Raw genomic sequence first — 19,279 nt, forward strand, 5'->3', positions numbered from 1 at the left:
TGGTACCAACCCAACCTCCGATCAGTCCTGGGAGGCGGCCGGGACGTGAGGAGCCGGACTCCCGATCCCGATCGGCGCGTCCTCCGGGATGGCGCGGCCCAGGATCCGCCCCAGCTCGAGGAAGTCGTCGTGGCCGACGACGTCCAGCAGCAGCTCGCGCACGGAGCGCACATGGGTCGGTGCCGCCTTCGTCAGCAGGGCGACGCCCGCATCCGTCAGCTGCGCCTGGCGTCCGCGACCGTCGTCCGAGCAGCGCACCCGCTCGACCAGCCCGCGCTTCTCCATGCGGGAGACGGTGTGGGTCAGGCGCGAGCGGGAGTGGACCACCCGGTCGGCGAGTTCCGACATCCGCAGGAACTGCTGATCCGCCTCGGACAGCCGCACGAGGATCTCGTACTCGCCGAGGGTCAGGTCGATCTCCGGGTCCGCCTGGAGCGCCTCCGAGAAACGGTCGGCCAGCAGCGTGGTGGCGTACAGGAAGCTGCGCCAGGCAGTCTGCTCCGTCCGGGTCAGCCAGAGATCCTCCGGCCGCGAGGCCCGGTCCGTATCGTGGGGCTGCGTGCTGTTCATCACTCTCTCCTGTTTCTGCGGTGCCGCTTCTTGCGTCACTCCCGAGTCTAGTTTATGTTTCAAGCATACGCCTCGTGATCGTCACCTCGGTCACGCACACCGGACCCGACACAAGGAGACACCTCATGAACGACCTCACCCCCGGCACCTGGACCCTCGACCCGGCCCACACCTCCGCGAGCTTCACCGTGCGTCACGCCGGCATCTCCAAGGCCCGCGGCCAGTTCACCGACGTCGAGGGCGCCCTCGAGGTCGGCGAGGGCGGCCAGAACCTCGCGTTCAACACGACGCTGAAGACCGCCTCGATCAACACCTCCCAGGAGGATCGCGACAACCACCTGCGCAGCGGCGACTTCTTCGACGCCGAGAACTTCCCGACGATCACCTTCACCTCCACCAAGGTCGAGGGCGACACCCTCGTCGGCGACCTGACCATCCGCGACATCACCAAGCCGGTCACCCTGGACTTCGCCTACGAGGGCGCCGCGACCGATCCCTTCGGTGTCTACCGCGCCGGCTTCAGCGGCGAGACCAAGATCTCCCGCAAGGAGTTCGGCCTGACCTGGAACGCCGCCCTCGAGGCCGGTGGCGTGATGGTGTCCGACGAGGTCAAGATCTCGATCGAGGCCGAGTTCACGGCGCCGACCGCCGCCTGATCTCTCCCCCCGCGCCCCGCGCGAGCACACCCTCGCCGCAGGGCACCGACGGGCCGTCCGCACACCGCGGGCGGCCCGTCGTCGTCTGCAGACGTCCCCCGCGTTCACATCACCCTCCTGCTCGTGGCGGCCGGCCCGGATCGTCCGGTCGACCTCGGTCCGCCGTGCCCATCCCGTGCGGTCCCGGCGTCCGGCCCGATGCCGACACCGTCATCCTCTCGATAAGGTGCGCCCCATGACCACCCCCCGCATCCCCGCTCCCACCGACCCGGACACCCGGGTCCTGTACCTCACCCGGGAGGGCTGCCACCTCTGCGAGGACGCCCTGCCCGTGGTCCGGTCCGAAGCGGATCGGGCGGGCACCGGCGTCGAGGTGCAGGACATCGACGCCGACGAGACGCTGCGCGCGGACTGGGATCACGACGTTCCCGTGATCATCGTCGACGGCGCGGTCCACGCCCGCTACCGCGTGGATGCCGAACAGCTGCGTGCAGCGCTGGCGAAGCGCTCGTGGTGGCGGCGCCTAACCGGTCGCGCCTGAGCCATCGGTGCCCGCGACAGCAACGGCCCCCGCCGATCGGCGGGGGCCGTTGCGCGTCAGGCAGCGCTCACTTCTTGTTGCGGCGCTGGTGGCGGGTGCGGCGAAGCAGCTTGCGGTGCTTCTTCTTGGACATGCGCTTGCGTCGCTTCTTGACGACAGAACCCATAGGAAGCCTCAGTTCTGCAGGCCTGCGCCTGCGGGGATGATGCGGCGATCAGAATGCGCGGCCCGCGGAGACTGCACAGAGATCTGCAGAGGCACTGCGCGGGTCCGGCGCCACGGTCGACCAGTCATTCTACACGGGCCTCCCGGGGGGATCTCCGTGCGCAAGTGCGAGATCCCTCGCAGCGCCCTGGGCGCGTGCGAGCTCCGCGTCGACCTCCTCGACCACGAGACGGAGGGCGACCTCCTGGACCCGTGCCCGCAGCACCCGACGGGCCCGGCGGCGGTGGCCGATGGCCGTCAGCGCTGCGAGGCCGCCGCCCGCCGCGCCGATCACGATGCCGGCCGCTATGCCCAGCACCAGCAGGGCCGTGGGCAGCGGGATCGGGATCCACAGATCCTCGATCATCGGCATCGGCGGCGGCGGGATCTGGAGGAGGGCCAGGACGACGTTGAGCGTCAGCCAGCCCAGACCCACCACCCACGTGAGCATCGCCAGCCACTGCAGCACGTCGAGGACGGGCCACCACCACGAGGAGCCGCGGGCTCGCAGATCCGCCCCGGCCACTGCTTGGTCCAGCGCGTCGGGCAGCTCGTCCTCCCGGGAGCGCGCGGCACCGCGCACCGCCGCGCGCCACGGGTCGCTGCCGCCCGCCGAGGCCGCATCGGCGAACTGGCGGACTCCGCCCGATGCGCGGGCCCGGGCGGCCGCGTCGGGTTCGGGCAAGGAGGTGCGCTCCAGACCCTCGCCATCGCGCTCGGCGGCGATGCCCAGCCGTCGCAGCGGGTCCGGTCGCATCCGCCGCGCCCAGCGCAGCACCGGCCATCCCACGCGTCCGGCGGCCCGGAACCGGTAGGAAGCACCGACCGCCCGGGCGACCGGGTCGACGCGGGCGGCGGTGGCCAGGTCCTCGACCAGGAGGTCGACCTCCTCCGTCGCAGCGTCGGCGGGGAGCCCGTCGGGATCCGCGGCCTGCTGCAGCCGCTCCGCCGCCTCGCGCACGTCGGCGCGCTGACGGGCCGCGGCGGCCTCGCGGCTGCGGGCGAGGCCGACGAGGTGCTCCCGCAGGTCCTCGATCCCCTCCCCCGTGCTCGCGGAGGTCCCGACCACGAGGGCCTCCTCGAGGCCATCGTCGGAGGCGATCCGCGTCAGCGAGTCCAGCACGCCCTCGCGCTCCTGCTCGCGCAGCCGGTCGAGCTGATTCAGGACCAGCACGGTGACGGCGTCGTGTCCGGCGAAGCGGCGCACGAACTCCTGATGCAGGACGGCATCGGCGTACTTCTGCGGGTCGGTCACCCACACCAGCACGTCGACCAGGCCGGTCATGCGTTCGGCGATGGCGCGGTTGCCGGCCTGGATCGAGTCGAGGTCGGGCAGGTCCAGCAGCACGATGCCGGGCGCCGCGCCCGGGTCCCTGCGCCGTGCCCGTCGGCCGCGGCGTCCCGGCTCGGCGGCAGCCTCCAGGGCGGTGCCGGTGCCGTCGAGGTGATGGCGGTCCTCGACCTCGAGCCAGTCCAGCAGCGCATCGCTGTCCGCGGCGCCGAGCACCGCCGCGACGGGTGCCGAGGTGGTGGGCCGGCGTACCGCGGCGCGGGAGATGTCGGTGCCGACCAGGGCATTGATGAGGGAGGACTTCCCGGATCCGGTGGCGCCGAACAGGCCGATCACGGTGTGCTCGGCCGAGAGGGCCCGGCGGCGGTCGATCCGGGAGAGGACCTCCCGGGCGGCCTCCACCTCTCCGCCGGGGGCGATGCCGTCCAGGGCGTCGGCGGCCCGGGTCAGGGCGTCGAGCCGTTCGGCCAGCGGGGCCGGCGCGGGAGCGGAGCGGGTCAGCAGGGGGCTCATGCGGCCTCCCTGATCTCTCGGGCGAGCTGCTCGAGGGCCGCGGCGTCGGACTCCAGCTGCTGCTCGGAGCCGGTCCGGCCGAGGTCGTCGAGACGTTCGAGGAACGGGGTGGAGCGCTCGGCGACCAGGGCGTCGAGCCGGGCGGTCAGACGCTCGCGGGCCACCCGGGCCATGCGTCGGACGGCCTCGTCGCCGAACACGGTCTCCAGCAGCTTCTGGCCGACGACGGCGGTGGCGGCGCCCGCCCCGACCTCGAGCCCGGTGGGGATGAAGGCGGTCGAGGCGAACACGACCACCATCAGGGCGACGCCGACGACGTTGACGCCGAGGGAGAGCACCCGTGCCTTGGTGCGGCGGTCGGAGCCCTCCTCGCGCACGAGGTCGAGCACGTCGCCCTGCCAGGCGCGGATCCCGGCGGCGACCTCCTCGCGGTAGCCCTCGGGGATCCGGGAGAGGTCCTGCCCCTCGGCGAGGGACCGGCCGGAGGCGGTCGCCCGCCAGGCGGCCTCGGCCCGCTCCGCGCCGCGAGCGGTCTCGTCGACCACGACGTGGACGAGCCCGGTGCCCAGGGCCTGCTCGGCGGCGACGGACGGAGCCGGCTTGCCCGAGACGGCCAGCCCCACCCGGTCCCGGACCCGGGCCACGAAGCTCTCCAGGCCGCGGATCATCTCTCCGGTGCCGACGACGTCCTGCCAGCGGGCGAGCACCTCGCCGCGCAGCAGGGAGCCGTCCCCGAGCGCCTCGTCGATGCGCTCGCGGGAGCCGGTGAACGCCTCGGTCGCCTCCTGGCGCAGTCGCTCCCGCTCGGCCTGCTGGGCGCTCGCGTGCTCGGCGATCTGCCGGGTGGAACCGGCCAGGGCGGTCACGGCGCCGGCGAGGGTGCGCCGGGCGATGCGACCGCGGGCCTCGGCATCGGCGGCGAGGCGGGTGAGGTGCTCCTGGAGCTCGGCGACGGCGGTCGGCGGCAGCATCCCGCTCTCGTCCAGCTCGGTCTCGGGGACCAGGAACAGCCGCGCGACCTCGATGCCGTTGCGCTCGAGCATGCCGCGCAGGTCGTCGGCGAGCTCCTCGGAGATGCCGGCGCCCTGCGGGATGCGGTTCATGACCACGTCCACCGTGACGTCGCGTTCGGCCGCTGTGCGCAGCACCTCCCAGGGCACGGCGTCCGCGTAGCGGTTCGCGGTGGTCACGAACAGCCACAGGTCGGCGGCGCGCAGCAGCTGCCGGGACAGATCGCGGTTGCCGGCGGCCACGGAATCGATGTCCGGGGCGTCCAGCAGTGCCAGGCCCGGCGGGATGCGGCTCTCGGCGTGCAGTTCCAGGCTGGTGGCGGGATCGATGTCCCCGGTGGTGTCCCCGGCGTGGGGCGCCTCCGGGTCCTCGCCCGCGGCAGCCGGGACTGCGCCCGCAGGGTTCGTGCGCTCGCCGGCGGCACCCGGGCCTGAACCGGCGTGGACGCGGGCCAGGCCGGGCAGGATCCGGGTGCCGGTGAACCAGGGCTCGTCGTCACGATGGTGCAGCAGCACGGGCCGACGGGTGGTGGGCCGGATCGCGCCCGAGCGGCTGACGACCTCCCCGACCAGGGCGTTGACCAAGGTGGATTTCCCGGCCCCGGTCGAGCCGCCGATGACCGCCAGCAGCGGGGCGTCCAGGGACTCCAGGCGCGGGATGACGTGGTCGCCGAGCTGGGAGAGGGCTGCGGAGACCTCGGCGCGGGCCCGGTCGGCGCCATCGACGGGCAGAGGGAGCTCGAGGGCACGCAGGTGCTCGGCGAAGGCGTCGAGCACCGTGGTCGGCTGTGTCGTCATGCATCCCCCGGTGGTCATGGTGCGGCGAGTCGTGGCGCGGCCCCGGCCCTCGGCGAGTCGTGACCGTGGCGTGTCCCGACCCCCGGTGCGTCGCGACGCAGCCCCATGGGCAGGACCTCCACGCGACATTGTGGCAGGGCCGGGCGCGAGCAGGGGCGGATCGCATCCGGGACGCGGACGCTCCTATGGTGTGTCAAGCGGGTAGCGGTGGGTTCTCGAGGAGTCGGTAGAGGTCTCGGACGATGTATCGCTTCAGGCAACGTTTGATCTCTCGCGGGGTCTTTCCTTCGCAAGTGCGGCGGGCGGTGTAGTCCTTAGTGCGCTGGTCGTAGCGCTGGCGTGAGAGCACGATCGTGTGCAGGGCGCGGTTGAGCTGCCGATCGCCGTACCGGTTCAGCCGGTATCTGGTGGTGGTCTTGCCGCTGTTGGCCGGCAACGGGGCGACGCCGGCGAGCATCGCGAACGCGGCCTCGTCACGCACGCGACCAGGGTGGGACCACGCGCAAAGCACCGTCGCCGCGACGATCGGCCCGACGCCCTTCTCAGCGAGCAGATCGGCACGCCAGGACCGCACGATCGCCCGGATCTGCTTCTCGTGCTCGTTGGACTCGGCCTGCAGCACCTGGGCGCGGCGGGCCAGATCGCGCAGCACCCTGGCGGTGGTGGCGGTCTCCGCATCCCACGAGGTATGGATGCGGAACCGGGAAGCGATCTCGACCATCTCGGGCAGCTTCCGGTCGCGCAGCTTGGCACGCAGGCGCTCGGGAGCGGCGATGGCGAGGCTGAACAGCTGCCGCTGTGCAGTGGTCGACGCGTCGACCGCGGAGCGGCGAGCTGCCAGTAGCACCGACAGAGCCTGCCGCTGCGGACCGGTGCGCGGGGTCCCGCGATGCGGGCGTGCCATCGCTTCACGGGCGGCGCGCACCGCGTCCAGCGGATCGGACTTCGCGCCATTGCGGCGCTTGGCCCGCTGGGGGCGGTCGAGCTCGAATACGACCTCGTCCCCACGCTCCAGCAGGTGGGTCAGGCCGGCGCCGTGGCCGCCGGTGCCCTCGATGGCCCACACCCGCAGGGGTGAGTGTTCCTCGGCCACTTCTACCAGTTCCTGGTAGCCGGCCGGGGTGGTGGGCACCGTGATCTCGGCGAGTACTCCACCGGTGGCGGTCTCGACGATGGCGGCGGTGTGGGTATCGACGTGGGTGTCGACCCCGATGACGATCTCTGCGATATCGGTCAGACTGGTCATGCGTTCCTCCTAGCTCCGGAGCGGACGAAATGGGTCCGGTCCGGGAGGAGTCACGGCAGGACTGTGACGGGACACGCGGGCGCGGCTACGCCCGCGGTCAAGCTCCTGATCAGGCCAGTCAGCTCCGACCGGGCCGGGTCCGACGACACCGAACGGACAAGTCCGCGCAAAGGCACGAAGCCAGTCAGCCCACGGGTCACGCACGGTGCCGTCGAACACACCCCATCAGCACGAGGCCGATAACGCCATCCTCACAGTCAGTCCACGAACGGGTCCAGGCCCCACTCGGGGAAGGCACCGCGCCGTGCGGCCTGGATGGCGCGGTCCAGGGCGTCCTCGGGGTCGAAGCCGTTCTCCCAGTCGCGCACCGAGAGCGGTCGACCGTCGCCGTAGATGCGGATCGCGGGTTCCGGGGACAGTCCGTGCTCTCCGCGCACCCGCGACTCCGCCTCGAGGTAGGTCAGGGGCAGCGGCGTGCTGGGGTCGATCGCGTCCCCGCTGGCGACCGCGAGCAGCTGCGCCCAGGAGCGCGGGACCACGTCGATGACCGCGTATCCGCCGCCGCCGAGCGCCAGCCAACGTCCGTCGCACACCTCGTCGGCGAGCTCGCGCAGCAGCATCATCACCTCGCGGTGCGCTTCGAGGGTGACGGAGAAGTCCGCCAGCGGGTCCACCCGGTGGGTGTCGGCCCCGTGCTGGGTGACCAGCAGGGTCGGCTTCACGGCACGCACCAGGGCGGGCACGGTGGCACGGATCGCCCGCACCCAGCCGTCGGCCGTGGTGCGCGGGGGCAGCGGCACGTTGATGGCGGTGCCCCGGGCGTCCGCACCGCCGGTGTCCTGGACGAACCCGGTGCCGGGGAACAGCCGCTCGCCGGTCTCGTGGACGGAGAGCGTCACCGCCCGCGGTTCGTCCCACAGCGCCAGCTCCACGCCGTCGCCGTGGTGCACATCGACGTCGACGTACATGACCCGCTCCTCGCCCTGGTCCAGGGCGTGACGGATCGCGATGGCGGCGTCGTTGTACACGCAGAAACCCGACGCGCTCGCGGGGCGGGCGTGGTGGAGACCGCCGGCGATGTTGACGGCGCGGCGCACCTGTCCTGAGCGAATGGCGTCGACGGCCGCGATCGAGCCGCCGGCGATGCGCGCCGAGGCGGTGTGCATGCCGGGGAAGGCCGGCACGTCGTCCCCGCCGATGCCGAAGCGGATCAGGTGCTCGAACCGCGCGGCCCCGTCATCGTCCGCGTCGACGCCGTCGCCCGCTCCCCCGTCGTCACCGTCCCCCTCGTCCCTGTCGTGCCGCAGCTGTTCCCGTGGGGCCGATGCCGCACGCACGGCCGCGACGTAGTCGGGGTCGTGGACGGCGCCGAGCTGCTCGTCGGTGGCGACCACGGGCTCGATGGTCCGCACTCCGGGGCGGTCGAGCACGCCGGCGCAGCGAGCCAGCTCCCGGGTGAGGCTGAGCCGGACCGGGGACATCGGGTGGTAGGGCCCGAAGTCGTACTCGCACAGGTCGTCGGACCAGACGATCCCGCAGCCGCCCGAGGCGGCGGCATCGGTCGGAGCATCGGTCTCGGGAGCGGGCGCGGCGTCGGGCATGGCTCGAGCGTACCCAGTGCGCCGCCGGGAGGCGCGTGGCCTGCCTCGGACCGGGCCGGGACGGTCGTAGACTTCCGCGGACGCGACTCCAGATCGCCCGGACCCGAGGGGACACACCACGATGAGCGAACGCGAGGCATGGTCCGCGGCGCACGGCGCCCGGCCCTCCCGGGGCCGGAAGCCGGCGTCGTCCTGGCGCTCCGCCCTGGCCTCGCTGGCCAAGGTGACCCCCGCCCGGTTCACGCTCGCCGTGTTCACGGGGATGATCGCGCTGTTCACCGTGCTGCTGTCGCTCCCGGCCTCGACGACGTCCGGCCAGCGCACCGAGTTCGTGGATGCGCTGTTCACGGCGGTCTCGGCCATCTGCGTGACCGGTCTGGTGACGGTGGAGACCGGCACCCACTGGTCGACCTTCGGGCTCACCGTGATCATGATCGCGATGAAGGTGGGCGGCCTCGGCATGATGACGCTGGCCTCCCTGCTGAGCCTGTCGGTGATGCACCGGCTCGGGCTCGCCCAGCGGGTGATGACGGCGACCGAGACGCGAGCCGAGCGGCTGGCCGAGGTCGGGGGCGTGCTGCGGATCATCCTGGTCACCTCGACCGCCTTCGAGGTGATGACGTTCGTGGCGCTCGCGCCGTACATGGTCGTCACCGAGCACGACGTCGGCGAGTCGCTGTTCCTGGGCCTGTTCTACGCCATCAGCGCCTTCAACAACGCCGGCTTCGTCCCCGAGGCGCAGGGGGTCGAGCAGTACCTGGGCGATCCGTTCTTCTCCATCCCGGTCGCCCTGGCGGTGTTCGTCGGTTCCCTGGGCTTCCCCGTGATCCTGGTGGTGGTCAAGAAGCTGCGCACCCCGCGCCGCTGGAGCCTGCACGCCAAGCTCACGCTGACCACCACCGCTCTGCTGCTGGGCGCGGCCTGGCTGGGCTACCTGGTGATGGAATGGGCGAACCCCGCCACCCTCGGCGACGACCCGATCCCGACCAAGCTCCTCGCCTCCGGGTTCGCGGCGGTGATGCCGCGCTCGGGCGGCTTCGCGACGATCGACGTGGCATCGATGACCGCGGAGTCACGCCTGCTGACGGACCTGCTGATGTTCATCGGCGGCGGCTCGGGCTCGACCAGCGGTGGCATCCGGGTGACGACCTTCGCGCTGCTGATGCTCTCGATCTGGGCCGAGATCCGCGGCAATCCCGATGTCGAGGTGTTCGGCCGACGCATTCCCCATGAGACGATCCGACAGGCCATCGGGGTGCTGGTCATGAGCGCCACGGTGGTGTTCGTGTCGGTCTTCGCCCTGTTGCGGATGACCAGCTTCACGCTGGATCAGTCGATGTTCGAGGTGCTGTCCGCCTTCGGCACCGTCGGCCTGTCCACGGGAATCACCTCGGTGCTGCCCACCGAGGCGAAATGGGTGATCATCGCCTGCATGTACATCGGCCGTCTGGGTCCGATGACGCTCGGCGCCGCGCTCGCCCTGCGCCACCGCACCCTCATGATCCAGCTTCCGTACGAGCGTCCGATCGTCGGCTGATCAGCTCGGGGCGCGGACGGTCCGACCGTAGACTGTGCTCGCCCGACCCGCGGATCCCCGCGCAACCGGCCGGGGCGGAGGAGGAGACATGGCTCGCGGCGCGCGCGACAACGGTGTGCTGGTGATCGGTCTGGGCCGTTTCGGCGCCTCGATCGCCCTGACGCTCGAGAAGCTGGGCACGCAGGTTCTCGCGGTCGACTCCAGCGAGGAGCTGGTCCAGAAGTACTCCGGTCAGCTCACCCATGTGGTGCGGGCCGATGCCACCCAGCCCGAGGTGCTGGACCAGATCGGGGCCGGGGACTTCTCCCTCGCCGTGGTCGGGGTGGGCACCTCGATCGAGGCCAGCGTGCTGATCGCCGCGAACCTGGTGGACTTCGGCAAGCCGGTGATCTGGGCGAAGGCGATCTCCGCCGCGCACGGCCGGATCCTGCAGCGCATCGGCACCCACCACGTGGTCTACCCGGAGGCCGACGCCGGCAAACGCGTCGCACACCTGGTGGGCGGCAAGCTGATGGACTTCATCGAGTTCGACGACGGCTTCGCGATCGTGAAGATGCGGCCGCCGCGCGAGGTGCAGGGCATGACGCTGGCGGAGGCCGACATCCGCGCGAAGTTCGGGGTGACGATCGTGGGCGTGAAGTCCCCGGGCAAGGACTTCACCTATGCGGTGCCGGAGACCACGGTCGCCGCGCACGATCTGGTGATCGTCTCCGGCCACACGCACCTGATCGAGAAGTTCTCCAACCGGCCCTGACGGGCCGCCAGGCCCCGGGGCCGTGCTCCCGAGCGTCCGTTCCGAGACCGCAGCGGGCCGATCAGTCCCCGGTCATCTCGCGGGACGTCTGCGCGGCAGCGGCCATCGCCGCGGCGACACCGGGGCGCACGCCCTCCCGCTCGAGCGCCGCGAGGCCCTGGACGGTGGTGCCGCCGGGGCTGGAGACCCCGTTCTTCGCGACGGCCGGATGCATCCCGCTCTCCAGCAGCATGGTCGCCGCCCCGCGCACGGTCTGCTGCACGATGGAGTCGGCGAGGTCGCGCTTGAGTCCCAGCCGCACGGCCTCGTCCGTCATCGCCTCGATGATCGAGAACACGAAGGCGGCCAGGGACCCGGCGGCGCCGATGAAGGCGTGGACCTGCTGCTCCGTGATGTCCACGGCGACGCCGGCGCGGGAGAACAGGGCGTGGACGAGGGCATGCTGCTCGTCGGTCACGGCGCTGCCGCGCATCAGGCCGACGGCCCCTTCCCCCACCGAGATCGGGGTGTTGGGCATGGCGCGCACGACGCTCTGCCCCGTCGGCAGCACCTCCTCGATCTGCGCCAGGGTGATGCCGGCGGCGAGGGAGATCACGAGGGTGCCCGCTGGGAGCTGCTCGCCGATCTCGGCGGCCAGATCGAGGATCTGGTACGGCTTCACCCCGAGGACCACCACGTCGGCACCCTTCAGCGCCTCGGCGCGGGAGGGGGCCGCGGTGGCACCGAGCTCGGCCGCGGCACGTTCGCTGCTGGCCGGGGTCGAGTTCGCGATCGCCAGATTGCCGGGCCGGACTCCGGCGGCGAGGAAGGCGCGGACGACGGGACCGCCCATGTTGCCGGCCCCGATCACGGCGACGTGGAGCGGGTCGAGCTGGGGCGCGCAGCTCTGATCGGGGTCCGAGGCCGTGGGCTGTGGGGTGGCGTTCATACGATCCAGGGTACGGCGCGGCCTCCCGGGCCGGGGACCTCGGGCCCGGGGCGGATCACGCGCTCCGGGTCCCGTCCGGCGCAGCCGTCGAGTCCGGCCCGGCGGCCTGCCGGGACTCGACCAGGACCAGCAGCTGCACGGCGAGGACGCCGAGCGCGGCGATCGCCAGCAGCAGCGGCCAGTCGCCCCCGGGTCCGCGGAGGGCGCCGGCGGCGTCCTGCCAGGGCCACAGGCTCCGCAGAGCACCGATCATCACGCCGGCGAGGACGACCATCGTCCCGCGGTGGTGGCGCGTCAGCAGGTGCCGCATGAGCTTGACGATCACGACCAGTCCGACGACCGCCCACAGCCCGAACCAGGCGAGGTAGCCGAGGTCCCGGTCGTCGACGGCCTGCAGGGTGGGCTGGTAGAGACCGAGGCTGAGCAGGATGAACGAGCCCGACACCCCGGGCAGCACGAGGGCGCACACGGCGACCGCGGCGGCAGGCGCGATGATCCACGGGCTGGGCTCCAGCCCGGTCGTGGGGAGGGAGGTGACCGCCAGTCCCGCCAGCAGACCGAGAGCGACGAGGAGGAGCTCGGGCGCTCGCCAGGAGCCCCCGGAGAGGCGCATCGGCACCAGCACCGATCCGAGCACGAGACCGAAGAACGCCGCCCGCATGAGCTGCGGGTGGCCCTCGACCAGGCCCGCGATCGGACCGGCCACGGTGAGCACGGCCGCGGCCATCCCGACCAGCACCGGGAGCACCAGAACCCAGGGCACGGCGCGCAGGTGGTCCCGGATCGCCTCGCGCCGGTCCGGGCCGGTCAGCAGACGGCGTGCGGCGGCGCCGAGATGGTGTCCCGCATCGATCAGCTCGTCGTAGATGCCGGTGACCAGGGCGACCGTGCCGCCGCTGACCCCGGGCACGGTCTCGACGATGCCGATGAGCGCTCCGCGCAGGAGATTGCCGAGAGGGTTGCGGTGTCGGGGTCGGATCGGCGTCCCCGCCGGCTCGGAGGCCGGCTCGGGCGCGGTGTCCGGGGCGGGATCCGTCATGGTGGACAAGCTTACGAAACCGGGCCCCGCACACCTCAGGAGTCGGGATCACGAGTGGTCGTGCTCACTGACGGGACGGACCGTCCGGCCGGAGGAGCACGGTCGCCGCGACGGGCTGGAGATCCTCGAGCAGTGAGCGTCGCTCAGCGGCCGCCGCCCCAGTGCGGAGGGACGCCTCCGCGGAGGCGGACGTCGTTGGATTCGTCGGTCCCGGGTTCGGGGGCGTCCTCGGCGACGCGGTCGGGGACGTGGGGACGCCGCTGCGGCGCGCTCCCGCCCTCCGGGGCCTGTTCGGGCTCGTCCCAGGCGATGGGCCTGCCGGTCACCGAGGAGATGACGACCCGGTCCGTCCCCCGGTGCACCGATGCCCTGCCGGACCCGGCACCGTCATCGGACGAGGACGTGGTCACTGCCGCTCCTGGTAGCGGCGGATCGCGCTGGAGACGGACACGTCCAGCAGCACGGAGCGCTGCTCGAAGCCGAGGAAGCTGCGCACCTCGGTCGCGAGGTGCTCCTCGAGACGGGCTCGGCCGTCGGAGCAGATGTACTCCACCACCGCATCGAAGTCCTCGCTGGAGTAGAAGGACAGCTGGTGCCCGGCGGGGATCTGCGGGCGCGGCAGGCGATGACGGATGGTGCCCACCCCGGTGGGTGATTCCGAGCGCTCCTCGGTCTGGACCAGGCGCAGCGCCCGCTCCACGGCCCGACGGATCCGCTCGGCCTCGCCGTCGGGGTCGATGAACAGCGCCCAGGACCAGACCCTTTCGGTGGCCCAGCCGGCGGCCTCGAGCCGCTCCGCCCGCAACCGGTCGCGCTCGCGCTGGCTGGTGGTCCCGACGTAGCGGGCGCCGTCGGTGTCGACGGCCAGCAGCAGGCGTCCGGGCAGGTCAGGATGGCCCAGGGCGAGCTCGATACGGTCCGAGGTCGCCCCGAAGTCGCTCTCGACGAGCAGTCCGAGCCGCCACAGCCGGTCGGCGAGGTCGCGCACCAGCGCATCGGTCTCGAGCTCGCGCGGCGCGGGTGCCTCCGTGGGCTCGGCCGACTCGGCGACCGGATCCGTGCTCTCGGCGGCGGGGCTCGCCGGGGACTCGGCCTGCTCGGTCGGCGACGGTGCCGACGAAGATGCCGCCGACGGGGACTCCGCGGACGCATCGGCGCTGCCCGGCGCATCGCCGGATTTGCGGGCCACGGCGGCCGCGATCGCGGCGTCGAGGTCCTCATCGGAGAGATCCTCGCCGCCGTGGTCGGCGGCGGCGTGCTCGGCGTCGGCGGGATCCTGGTCAGGGGCGAGCCCCGAGCCGGCGCCGGCCGATGCTCCCATCGCGGCGGGAGCGCTCACGCCTGCGGCGCCGGAGCTCTCCGGGTCCTGCCCGTGCGGGGCCACGGCGGCGAACGAGGAGCGCGGGGCCTCGGGCTGCGGAGGGTCGATCGGCTCGTCGCGTCCGGTCAGCGCCGCGACGTGCGGGACGACGGGGATGTCGGGACCGCCGCGCAGCACCCACAGCATGGCGCGCAGGTCGCGGGCGCCGTCGCTGCGCAGACGTGCATGGTCGAGGTCCTCGACGTCGATCGACGAGACGACGGTGGTGCGTCCGCGCGCCCGCGTGATCACCGTGGCCAGGGCCTTGCGGCCGTCGACCTCGGACAGCGGACCGAAGCGGTGCAGCAGCCTCCCGTGCGGGGTCTTGCCGAACCCGATCGAGACGATGATGTCGTCGCGCAGGATCGAGCTGGCCTGCTCGGCCGGCAGGACCGTGAACACCTCGCGGGCCGCAGGGTCGAAGTACTCGCGCAGGGCGGGGATCACGGAGACCGTGCTCATGATCCGGTCCATGAGGCGGCGCGCGTGGTCCTCGGTGAAGGTCAGCACCGCCAGGGAGCGCTCCGGGCGGGAGCGGGCGTGCTCGATGACCAGGTCGGTGACCCGGCGCAGCTCGGCCTCGGTGCTCTCGACGTACTCCATGCCCTCGGTGACCGGTCCGCGGCCGTTCTCCACCCGCACGAGGCGGTCGGGTTCGGGGGCGATCGGACTGGGCACGGCGACGACCTCGCCCACCAGAGCACGGCGCTGGGCGAAGGTGCGCAGACCCTCGGTGGCGGGGTGGGCATCGCGCAGCAGCTCGATGTGCGGGGCGATGCGCAGCATGTCGTCGAGCAGGCTCGGTGCGGCGTCTCCGCCGTACTCGAGCGGATCGCCGACCACGACGGTCTGCTCGGCGCGCACGATCGAGGGCAGAGCGGCGGCGGTCGGCAGACGTCCCCCGTCGGCCACGATCAGCACGTCGAAGTGGCGGCCGCGCGGGATCACCTGCGGCACCAGGTACGGGGAGGCGAGCCAGGCGGGCCGGGCCGCGAACAGGATGTCCTCATACTTCGCGGCGAGGTCCCGGATCGAGACGGTCGAGGAGCGGGCGAGCTCGCCGATCGCGGCGCGGGAGGTGTCCGGGTAGGTCTTCATCGTCGCCACACGGATCTCGTCGGCCGCGGCATGGACCCGGGCCGACGCATCAGCCAGGTCCTCGGCGTCCAGGCGCCGGAACCGCTCGGCGACCTGCGAGAGCGAGGTGCCGTCGTACTGGGAGATGGTGGGCTCGGCGCCGGCGATCAGCTCCAGGACGCTGCTCCACCAGCACAGCTCGAGCTCGGGGCCCACCTGGTCGATCGGCACCCGACGGGCACGGAGGTCCTCGACCAGGTCGCCGAGCCCGTCGAAGCTGAGGCGCCGCAGCAGCTCGGTGCGCCGCGGCAGGGACTCGAGGTCGCCGCGGTCCGCGGCGAGCGCCTCGACCCGGCGCGAGAGCTCCTCGATGTCGGTGCGGGCGAGGTCCGTCCCGGCCGGGGTGCCGTCCAGCAGCACGGCCAGCTCATCGAGGATCCGCTGGGTGCGCTCGGCGGCGCGATGGGCCCGGTCGAGGTCGGCGGGCAGCGCCGGGCCCGACGGGGCAGAGGGGGTGGTGGTCTCGACCCCGCCCTCGGAGCGGGTCGCCTCCCCGGTGACCGCCGCGCGGCGCCAGGCGTCGGTGACCCGGCGGGCCTCGCTGAGATCGCGGTGCAGGTCCGGGGTCAGCGAGGCCGGGCGCTGCAGCGCGGCGGCGTCCCGGCGCAGCCGACGGCGCAGGCCGAACCCCATGGTCACCCCGTGCTCTGCGCGCCAGGTCTTGTCCGCCGTGGCCGCGACGAGGTCGGCCAGCTGGGCGGAGAACACGGCCGCCTGGAACGTGCCCAGCAGGGCACGGACGCGGTCCAGCAGGGCGAGCCGCTCGGTCAGCTGCTCGAGCGTGGTGGGCTCGCGGAGCCCGAGGTCGCCGCCGACCTCGGCGTACACGGTGCGCAGCTGGGGCATGATCTCATCGCGCAGCTGGTCGATGAGCTCCTCGGCCCGGGCCGCCTGGGTGTCGGAGCTGATGGGGGCCCCGTACCAGGCGGTCTCCTCGGGGCCGGTGGTCAGCAGCCCCACGTCCGCGGCCTCGCGCAGCGACGTGGTGAACCGCTCCCGGTCCGACCCGACCATCTGCGCGGCGACGTCGGCCCTCAGCCGTACCGGGGTGCGCGGGGACGGGCGCAGGCGGGTCAGGGCCGCCAGCGCGGAGAGCGCGTCGTGCGCGGTCGCGTTCCAGGGCTGCTGGGTGCGGTGCATGGCCTCGACGTGGCCGACGAGGATGTCGCGCATCTCGCCGAGCTCCGCCGGGGCCGTGTCCTCGGCCCCGAGACCGTGGGATCCGGCCCGACGCAGGCTGCGCAGCAGCGCCGCGGAGGCGTTGCGCTGCAGCGACGGGTCCGGCGAGAGGTCGAAGACGAGCTCCTCGAGGCCCCGCTGCTGGGCGGTGGCGACCAGCTGAGCGAGGTTGCGACGGCGCCGGGAGACGATCAGGACGCTGCGGCCGCGGGCATTGAGCTCCTCGGCGAGGTCGACGACGAGGTCGAGGCTGCCCGTGCCGGGAGGAGCGGCGACGGCCAGATCCTGACCGGCGAGCACCCGGGCCAGGACGGCGCGGTGGTCGGGGTCGACGGCGGAGACGAGCTCGTCCTCCGGCACGTCGGGTACCTCCTGCTCGGCCTCGACGCCGCGGACCACGGCCTGGGCCCCGGCGTCGCCGGCGAGGGCGGCCACCAGCGGGGAGGCGACCCAGTCGGGGCGGTCCTCGACGAGGTCCTCGGCGACGGAGCCGGCGGCATCCATCAGGTTCCCGACCACCAGGGCGTGGGTGATGCGGAAGCCCGGCAGCGGTTGGCCGAGGGAGCGGAAGGCGTCCAGGACAGGATTGGGATCGAACCCGTGGGCGCCGTCGGTGGTCGCCAGCAGCGCCCGGGCATCGACCGCGACCCCGGCTTCACGCAGCGAGCGCAGCAGCACGGGGTTGAGGTCGGCGGTGGAGTCGACCTCGAGATCCACGTCCTCGCGGGCGTTGCCCCGCAGGCGCAGCGTCACCGGCCGCACCAGGACCGGGGCGTGGATCGGCGCGGAGCCGTCCTCGGGGAACCAGGTGGCCTCGCCGATGCCGAGGTGGCAGGTGGTCAGCCCGACCTCCTCCGCATGACGCTCGGCGATCTCGCGGATGGCGCGGGCATGGGCGCGGGCGTCGGCGAGGGCCCCGACCTCGCGGACCAGCGAGGACAGGCGCGTCGGACCGCGGCCCGCCAGGAGCTGTGCGAGGCCCGAGGGGTGGGAATGGGTCAGGTCCAGGACGGCCGAGCCGGCGCGGATCTGTGTGAGGAAGGAGGGGGCGGTGACGCCGCCCGTGATCTGCTGGGCCCAGCCGTCCAGGGCGTCGGCCACGAGGTCCTCGCGGCTGAGGGGTCGGTGCTCGCGCGGCTCGGCGGGGAAGTCGTCCTCGTCCTGCTCGGGAGCGATCCCGGCCCCGACCTCGTCGAGATGGCGGTCCACGACGACGTCGTAGCCGCCGGTGCCCGTCCCGGCTTCCCGGGCCGGCGATGCCGAGGCGCGATCGCGCTGCCCGGCGACGCTGGGCTGGTCCTGCGCCTCCTGCTGGTCCTGCGCGCCGCGCTGCGCGGTGTCGCGACGCTCACGGGCCAGGGCCGACAGGGCGTCGTCGCGCGCGTCCGCGTCCTCGACCGTGCTGTCTGGGCGCTTCTTGCCGCGCAGGAGTCTCCACATGGGACCTCACGCTACCGGGGCCGTGGCCCGACCTCGTGCAGGCGTGCCGCCGATGGGCGGCCGTCCTGCTCACACCTCGTGCAAGGTCACCGAGGCCTCCTCGAGGTGGGCCCTCAGCTCGTCGGGCACGGGGCCGGGGATGATCAGATCGGTGAGCACGGAGACCGGGCAGATGCCCGCCAGGGCGCGATGACCGAACTTGTCCGGCGTCGCCAGGCCCACCACTCGGCGGGCGTGCCCGATCATGATCCGGGTGACGCCGGCCTCGGCGTCGGAGTTGCAGGTCAGCCCCGCGGCGATGTCGAGGCCGACCGTGCCCACGAACATGGTGTCCAACCACAGATCCCGCATGGTCGCGGTCGCCAGCGGGCCGGTGAGCTCGAAGGAGTAGGGCTCGGCGACGCCGCCGAGCACGACCGTGCGCACCGACGGGCGCAGCACCGCCTCGGTGGCGATGTTCAGCGCGGCGCACACCACCGTCAGACCGGGGGAGCCGTCGCGGGAGTCGAGATCTCCGCGCGCCACGGCCCGCCGGGCGGTGGAGGTGGTGGTGCGCCCGCCGTTGAAGCCGATGATCTGCCCCGGTTCGACCAGGGTGGCGGCGTGGTCGGCGACCCGCTCGCGGAATGCCGACCCCTCATCGGTGCTGCGCGGGACGGTGGCCAGCGAGTAGGCGACATCGACGGCGACGATCCCCCCGTGGGTACGACGAGCCAGCTGCGCCCGCTCCATCTCCATGAAGTCGCGCCGCACGGTGGACTCGCTGATCCCCAGCTCCCGCGCGACCTCCGCGACGCTCAGGCGCTTGGTGGTCGACAGCAGCGTCAGGACGTGGTCCCAGCGCGCCGAGCGGTCCCGGGGAAGGCGGAAGGCGGGCTCTCGGACCGCATCGGACTTCTCGTCAGCTTCGGAATTATGCACAGTCACGCACCCAGTATTGCGCGGCTGGTCAGGATTTGTCCGCAAAGCGGTCAGGATTCGTCAGATCCAGCCATATGTCCAGGTCACATTTGAGTCACCGCGAGAAGCCGACGTATGTTGACGACGTCGCCCTGCACGGGGCGGTTCCGCGAACGAAAGGACACCGATCATGGGTTTCGATGACGCGCTGAACAAGGCCAAGGATCTCGCCGGCGAGAACTCGGACAAGGTCGACCAGGGGATCGACGCCGCGACCGAGCAGATCAAGGAGCGCACTCCGGACTCGGTCGACGAGCACGTCGATTCCGGTGCCGATGCCGCCCGCGAGCAGTTCGGGCTCGGCGGCGGCGAGGGAGAGGGCGAGGAAGGGGGCAACTGACCTCCTCTCTTCTCTGACGTCGAGAGGCCCCCGATGCTTCGGCATCGGGGGCCTCTTCGTGTGTCGCGGGGTCGGTGTCGGGGCGTGCGCGGGCCGGATGCTCCACGCACCCTGGGACGGCCTGTCCGCGAGCGTGCGGGGCCGCCGGCCGCCGCGGGCTCCGGACGGCGGTTCC

The 19,279-nt window shown here is 72.7% G+C and carries 16 protein-coding genes; 5 read left to right on the top strand and 11 right to left on the bottom strand.

Features of this window, described 5'->3' with window-relative positions; translation table 11 throughout:
• Window positions 1-21: 21 nt before the first annotated feature.
• Window positions 22-570: a MarR family winged helix-turn-helix transcriptional regulator gene (locus JOF44_RS07645; protein WP_209889335.1), complete on the bottom strand. Its 549-nt coding sequence runs from the start codon at window positions 568-570 to the stop codon at window positions 22-24.
• A 125-nt stretch (window positions 571-695) separates the two neighbouring features.
• Here JOF44_RS07645 and JOF44_RS07650 point away from each other — a divergent pair, with 125 nt between their 5' ends.
• On the top strand, window positions 696-1,226 hold the full coding sequence (locus tag JOF44_RS07650) for a YceI family protein (RefSeq protein WP_209889338.1): 531 nt from the start codon (window positions 696-698) through the stop codon (window positions 1,224-1,226).
• Between the two features lie 235 nt (window positions 1,227-1,461).
• Entirely contained in the window at window positions 1,462-1,767 is a 306-nt protein-coding gene (locus tag JOF44_RS07655) for a glutaredoxin family protein (RefSeq protein ID WP_209889341.1), read from the top strand.
• Between the two features lie 67 nt (window positions 1,768-1,834).
• Here JOF44_RS07655 and JOF44_RS07660 read toward each other — a convergent pair whose 3' ends face one another.
• From JOF44_RS07660 to JOF44_RS07680, 5 genes are all read right to left on the bottom strand, one after another.
• Entirely contained in the window at window positions 1,835-1,933 is a 99-nt protein-coding gene (locus tag JOF44_RS07660; protein WP_076808172.1) for a 30S ribosomal protein bS22, read from the bottom strand.
• A 129-nt stretch (window positions 1,934-2,062) separates the two neighbouring features.
• Complete coding sequence (locus tag JOF44_RS07665; RefSeq protein WP_209889344.1) at window positions 2,063-3,775, bottom strand: dynamin family protein; 1,713 nt, start codon at window positions 3,773-3,775, stop codon at window positions 2,063-2,065.
• Window positions 3,772-5,583, bottom strand: coding sequence for a dynamin family protein (locus JOF44_RS07670; protein ID WP_209889347.1), 1,812 nt, complete (start codon window positions 5,581-5,583; stop codon window positions 3,772-3,774). Before JOF44_RS07670 ends, JOF44_RS07665 begins: the two co-directional genes overlap by 4 nt.
• 193 nt (window positions 5,584-5,776) lie before the next feature.
• Entirely contained in the window at window positions 5,777-6,829 is a 1,053-nt protein-coding gene (locus tag JOF44_RS07675; protein ID WP_209889350.1) for an IS110 family RNA-guided transposase, read from the bottom strand.
• Between the two features lie 257 nt (window positions 6,830-7,086).
• The gene (locus tag JOF44_RS07680) at window positions 7,087-8,430 is read right to left on the bottom strand and encodes an acetoin utilization protein AcuC (protein ID WP_209889353.1); all 1,344 of its coding nucleotides are present in this window, start codon (window positions 8,428-8,430) and stop codon (window positions 7,087-7,089) included.
• 121 nt (window positions 8,431-8,551) lie between these two features.
• Here JOF44_RS07680 and JOF44_RS07685 point away from each other — a divergent pair, with 121 nt between their 5' ends.
• Both JOF44_RS07685 and JOF44_RS07690 read left to right on the top strand, forming a co-directional pair.
• Window positions 8,552-9,967: a TrkH family potassium uptake protein gene (locus JOF44_RS07685; protein ID WP_209889356.1), complete on the top strand. Its 1,416-nt coding sequence runs from the start codon at window positions 8,552-8,554 to the stop codon at window positions 9,965-9,967.
• Window positions 9,968-10,055: 88 nt separating this feature from the next.
• Window positions 10,056-10,721 (top strand): potassium channel family protein, encoded by a 666-nt coding sequence (locus tag JOF44_RS07690; RefSeq protein WP_209889359.1) that lies wholly within the window; start codon window positions 10,056-10,058, stop codon window positions 10,719-10,721.
• Between the two features lie 61 nt (window positions 10,722-10,782).
• Here the strand turns inward: JOF44_RS07690 and proC are convergent, their stop codons facing one another.
• From proC to JOF44_RS07715, 5 genes are all read right to left on the bottom strand, one after another.
• On the bottom strand, window positions 10,783-11,649 hold the full coding sequence (proC, locus tag JOF44_RS07695) for a pyrroline-5-carboxylate reductase (RefSeq protein ID WP_209889361.1): 867 nt from the start codon (window positions 11,647-11,649) through the stop codon (window positions 10,783-10,785).
• 55 nt (window positions 11,650-11,704) lie between these two features.
• On the bottom strand, window positions 11,705-12,688 hold the full coding sequence (locus JOF44_RS07700) for a DUF368 domain-containing protein (protein WP_209889364.1): 984 nt from the start codon (window positions 12,686-12,688) through the stop codon (window positions 11,705-11,707).
• 143 nt (window positions 12,689-12,831) lie between these two features.
• Window positions 12,832-13,098, bottom strand: a complete 267-nt coding sequence (locus JOF44_RS07705) for a hypothetical protein (protein ID WP_245348892.1) — start codon at window positions 13,096-13,098, stop codon at window positions 12,832-12,834.
• The gene (locus JOF44_RS07710; RefSeq protein WP_209889366.1) at window positions 13,095-17,804 is read right to left on the bottom strand and encodes a DUF4011 domain-containing protein; all 4,710 of its coding nucleotides are present in this window, start codon (window positions 17,802-17,804) and stop codon (window positions 13,095-13,097) included. Before JOF44_RS07710 ends, JOF44_RS07705 begins: the two co-directional genes overlap by 4 nt.
• Window positions 17,805-17,873: 69 nt before the next feature.
• Window positions 17,874-18,731, bottom strand: coding sequence for a DeoR/GlpR family DNA-binding transcription regulator (locus JOF44_RS07715; protein WP_342591698.1), 858 nt, complete (start codon window positions 18,729-18,731; stop codon window positions 17,874-17,876).
• A 163-nt stretch (window positions 18,732-18,894) separates the two neighbouring features.
• On the opposite strand from JOF44_RS07715, the gene JOF44_RS07720 reads away from it, so the two are divergent.
• The gene (locus JOF44_RS07720; RefSeq protein WP_209889368.1) at window positions 18,895-19,104 is read left to right on the top strand and encodes an antitoxin; all 210 of its coding nucleotides are present in this window, start codon (window positions 18,895-18,897) and stop codon (window positions 19,102-19,104) included.
• Window positions 19,105-19,279: the final 175 nt, after the last annotated feature.

The sequence above is a fragment of the Brachybacterium fresconis genome, from assembly GCF_017876515.1.
Lineage (GTDB): Bacteria > Actinomycetota > Actinomycetes > Actinomycetales > Dermabacteraceae > Brachybacterium > Brachybacterium fresconis.

Excerpts from the sequence above, each read along its gene's own strand:
- JOF44_RS07645 (WP_209889335.1), bottom strand. The coding sequence starts at position 570 with ATGAACAGCACGCAGCCCCACGATACGGACCGGGCCTCGCGGCCGGAG.
- JOF44_RS07650 (WP_209889338.1), top strand. The coding sequence starts at position 696 with ATGAACGACCTCACCCCCGGCACCTGGACCCTCGACCCGGCCCACACC.
- JOF44_RS07655 (WP_209889341.1), top strand. The coding sequence starts at position 1,462 with ATGACCACCCCCCGCATCCCCGCTCCCACCGACCCGGACACCCGGGTC.
- JOF44_RS07660 (WP_076808172.1), bottom strand. The coding sequence starts at position 1,933 with ATGGGTTCTGTCGTCAAGAAGCGACGCAAGCGCATGTCCAAGAAGAAG.
- JOF44_RS07665 (WP_209889344.1), bottom strand. The coding sequence starts at position 3,775 with ATGAGCCCCCTGCTGACCCGCTCCGCTCCCGCGCCGGCCCCGCTGGCC.
- JOF44_RS07670 (WP_209889347.1), bottom strand. The coding sequence starts at position 5,583 with ATGACGACACAGCCGACCACGGTGCTCGACGCCTTCGCCGAGCACCTG.
- JOF44_RS07675 (WP_209889350.1), bottom strand. The coding sequence starts at position 6,829 with ATGACCAGTCTGACCGATATCGCAGAGATCGTCATCGGGGTCGACACC.
- JOF44_RS07680 (WP_209889353.1), bottom strand. The coding sequence starts at position 8,430 with ATGCCCGACGCCGCGCCCGCTCCCGAGACCGATGCTCCGACCGATGCC.
- JOF44_RS07685 (WP_209889356.1), top strand. The coding sequence starts at position 8,552 with ATGAGCGAACGCGAGGCATGGTCCGCGGCGCACGGCGCCCGGCCCTCC.
- JOF44_RS07690 (WP_209889359.1), top strand. The coding sequence starts at position 10,056 with ATGGCTCGCGGCGCGCGCGACAACGGTGTGCTGGTGATCGGTCTGGGC.
- proC (WP_209889361.1), bottom strand. The coding sequence starts at position 11,649 with ATGAACGCCACCCCACAGCCCACGGCCTCGGACCCCGATCAGAGCTGC.
- JOF44_RS07700 (WP_209889364.1), bottom strand. The coding sequence starts at position 12,688 with ATGACGGATCCCGCCCCGGACACCGCGCCCGAGCCGGCCTCCGAGCCG.
- JOF44_RS07710 (WP_209889366.1), bottom strand. The coding sequence starts at position 17,804 with ATGTGGAGACTCCTGCGCGGCAAGAAGCGCCCAGACAGCACGGTCGAG.
- JOF44_RS07720 (WP_209889368.1), top strand. The coding sequence starts at position 18,895 with ATGGGTTTCGATGACGCGCTGAACAAGGCCAAGGATCTCGCCGGCGAG.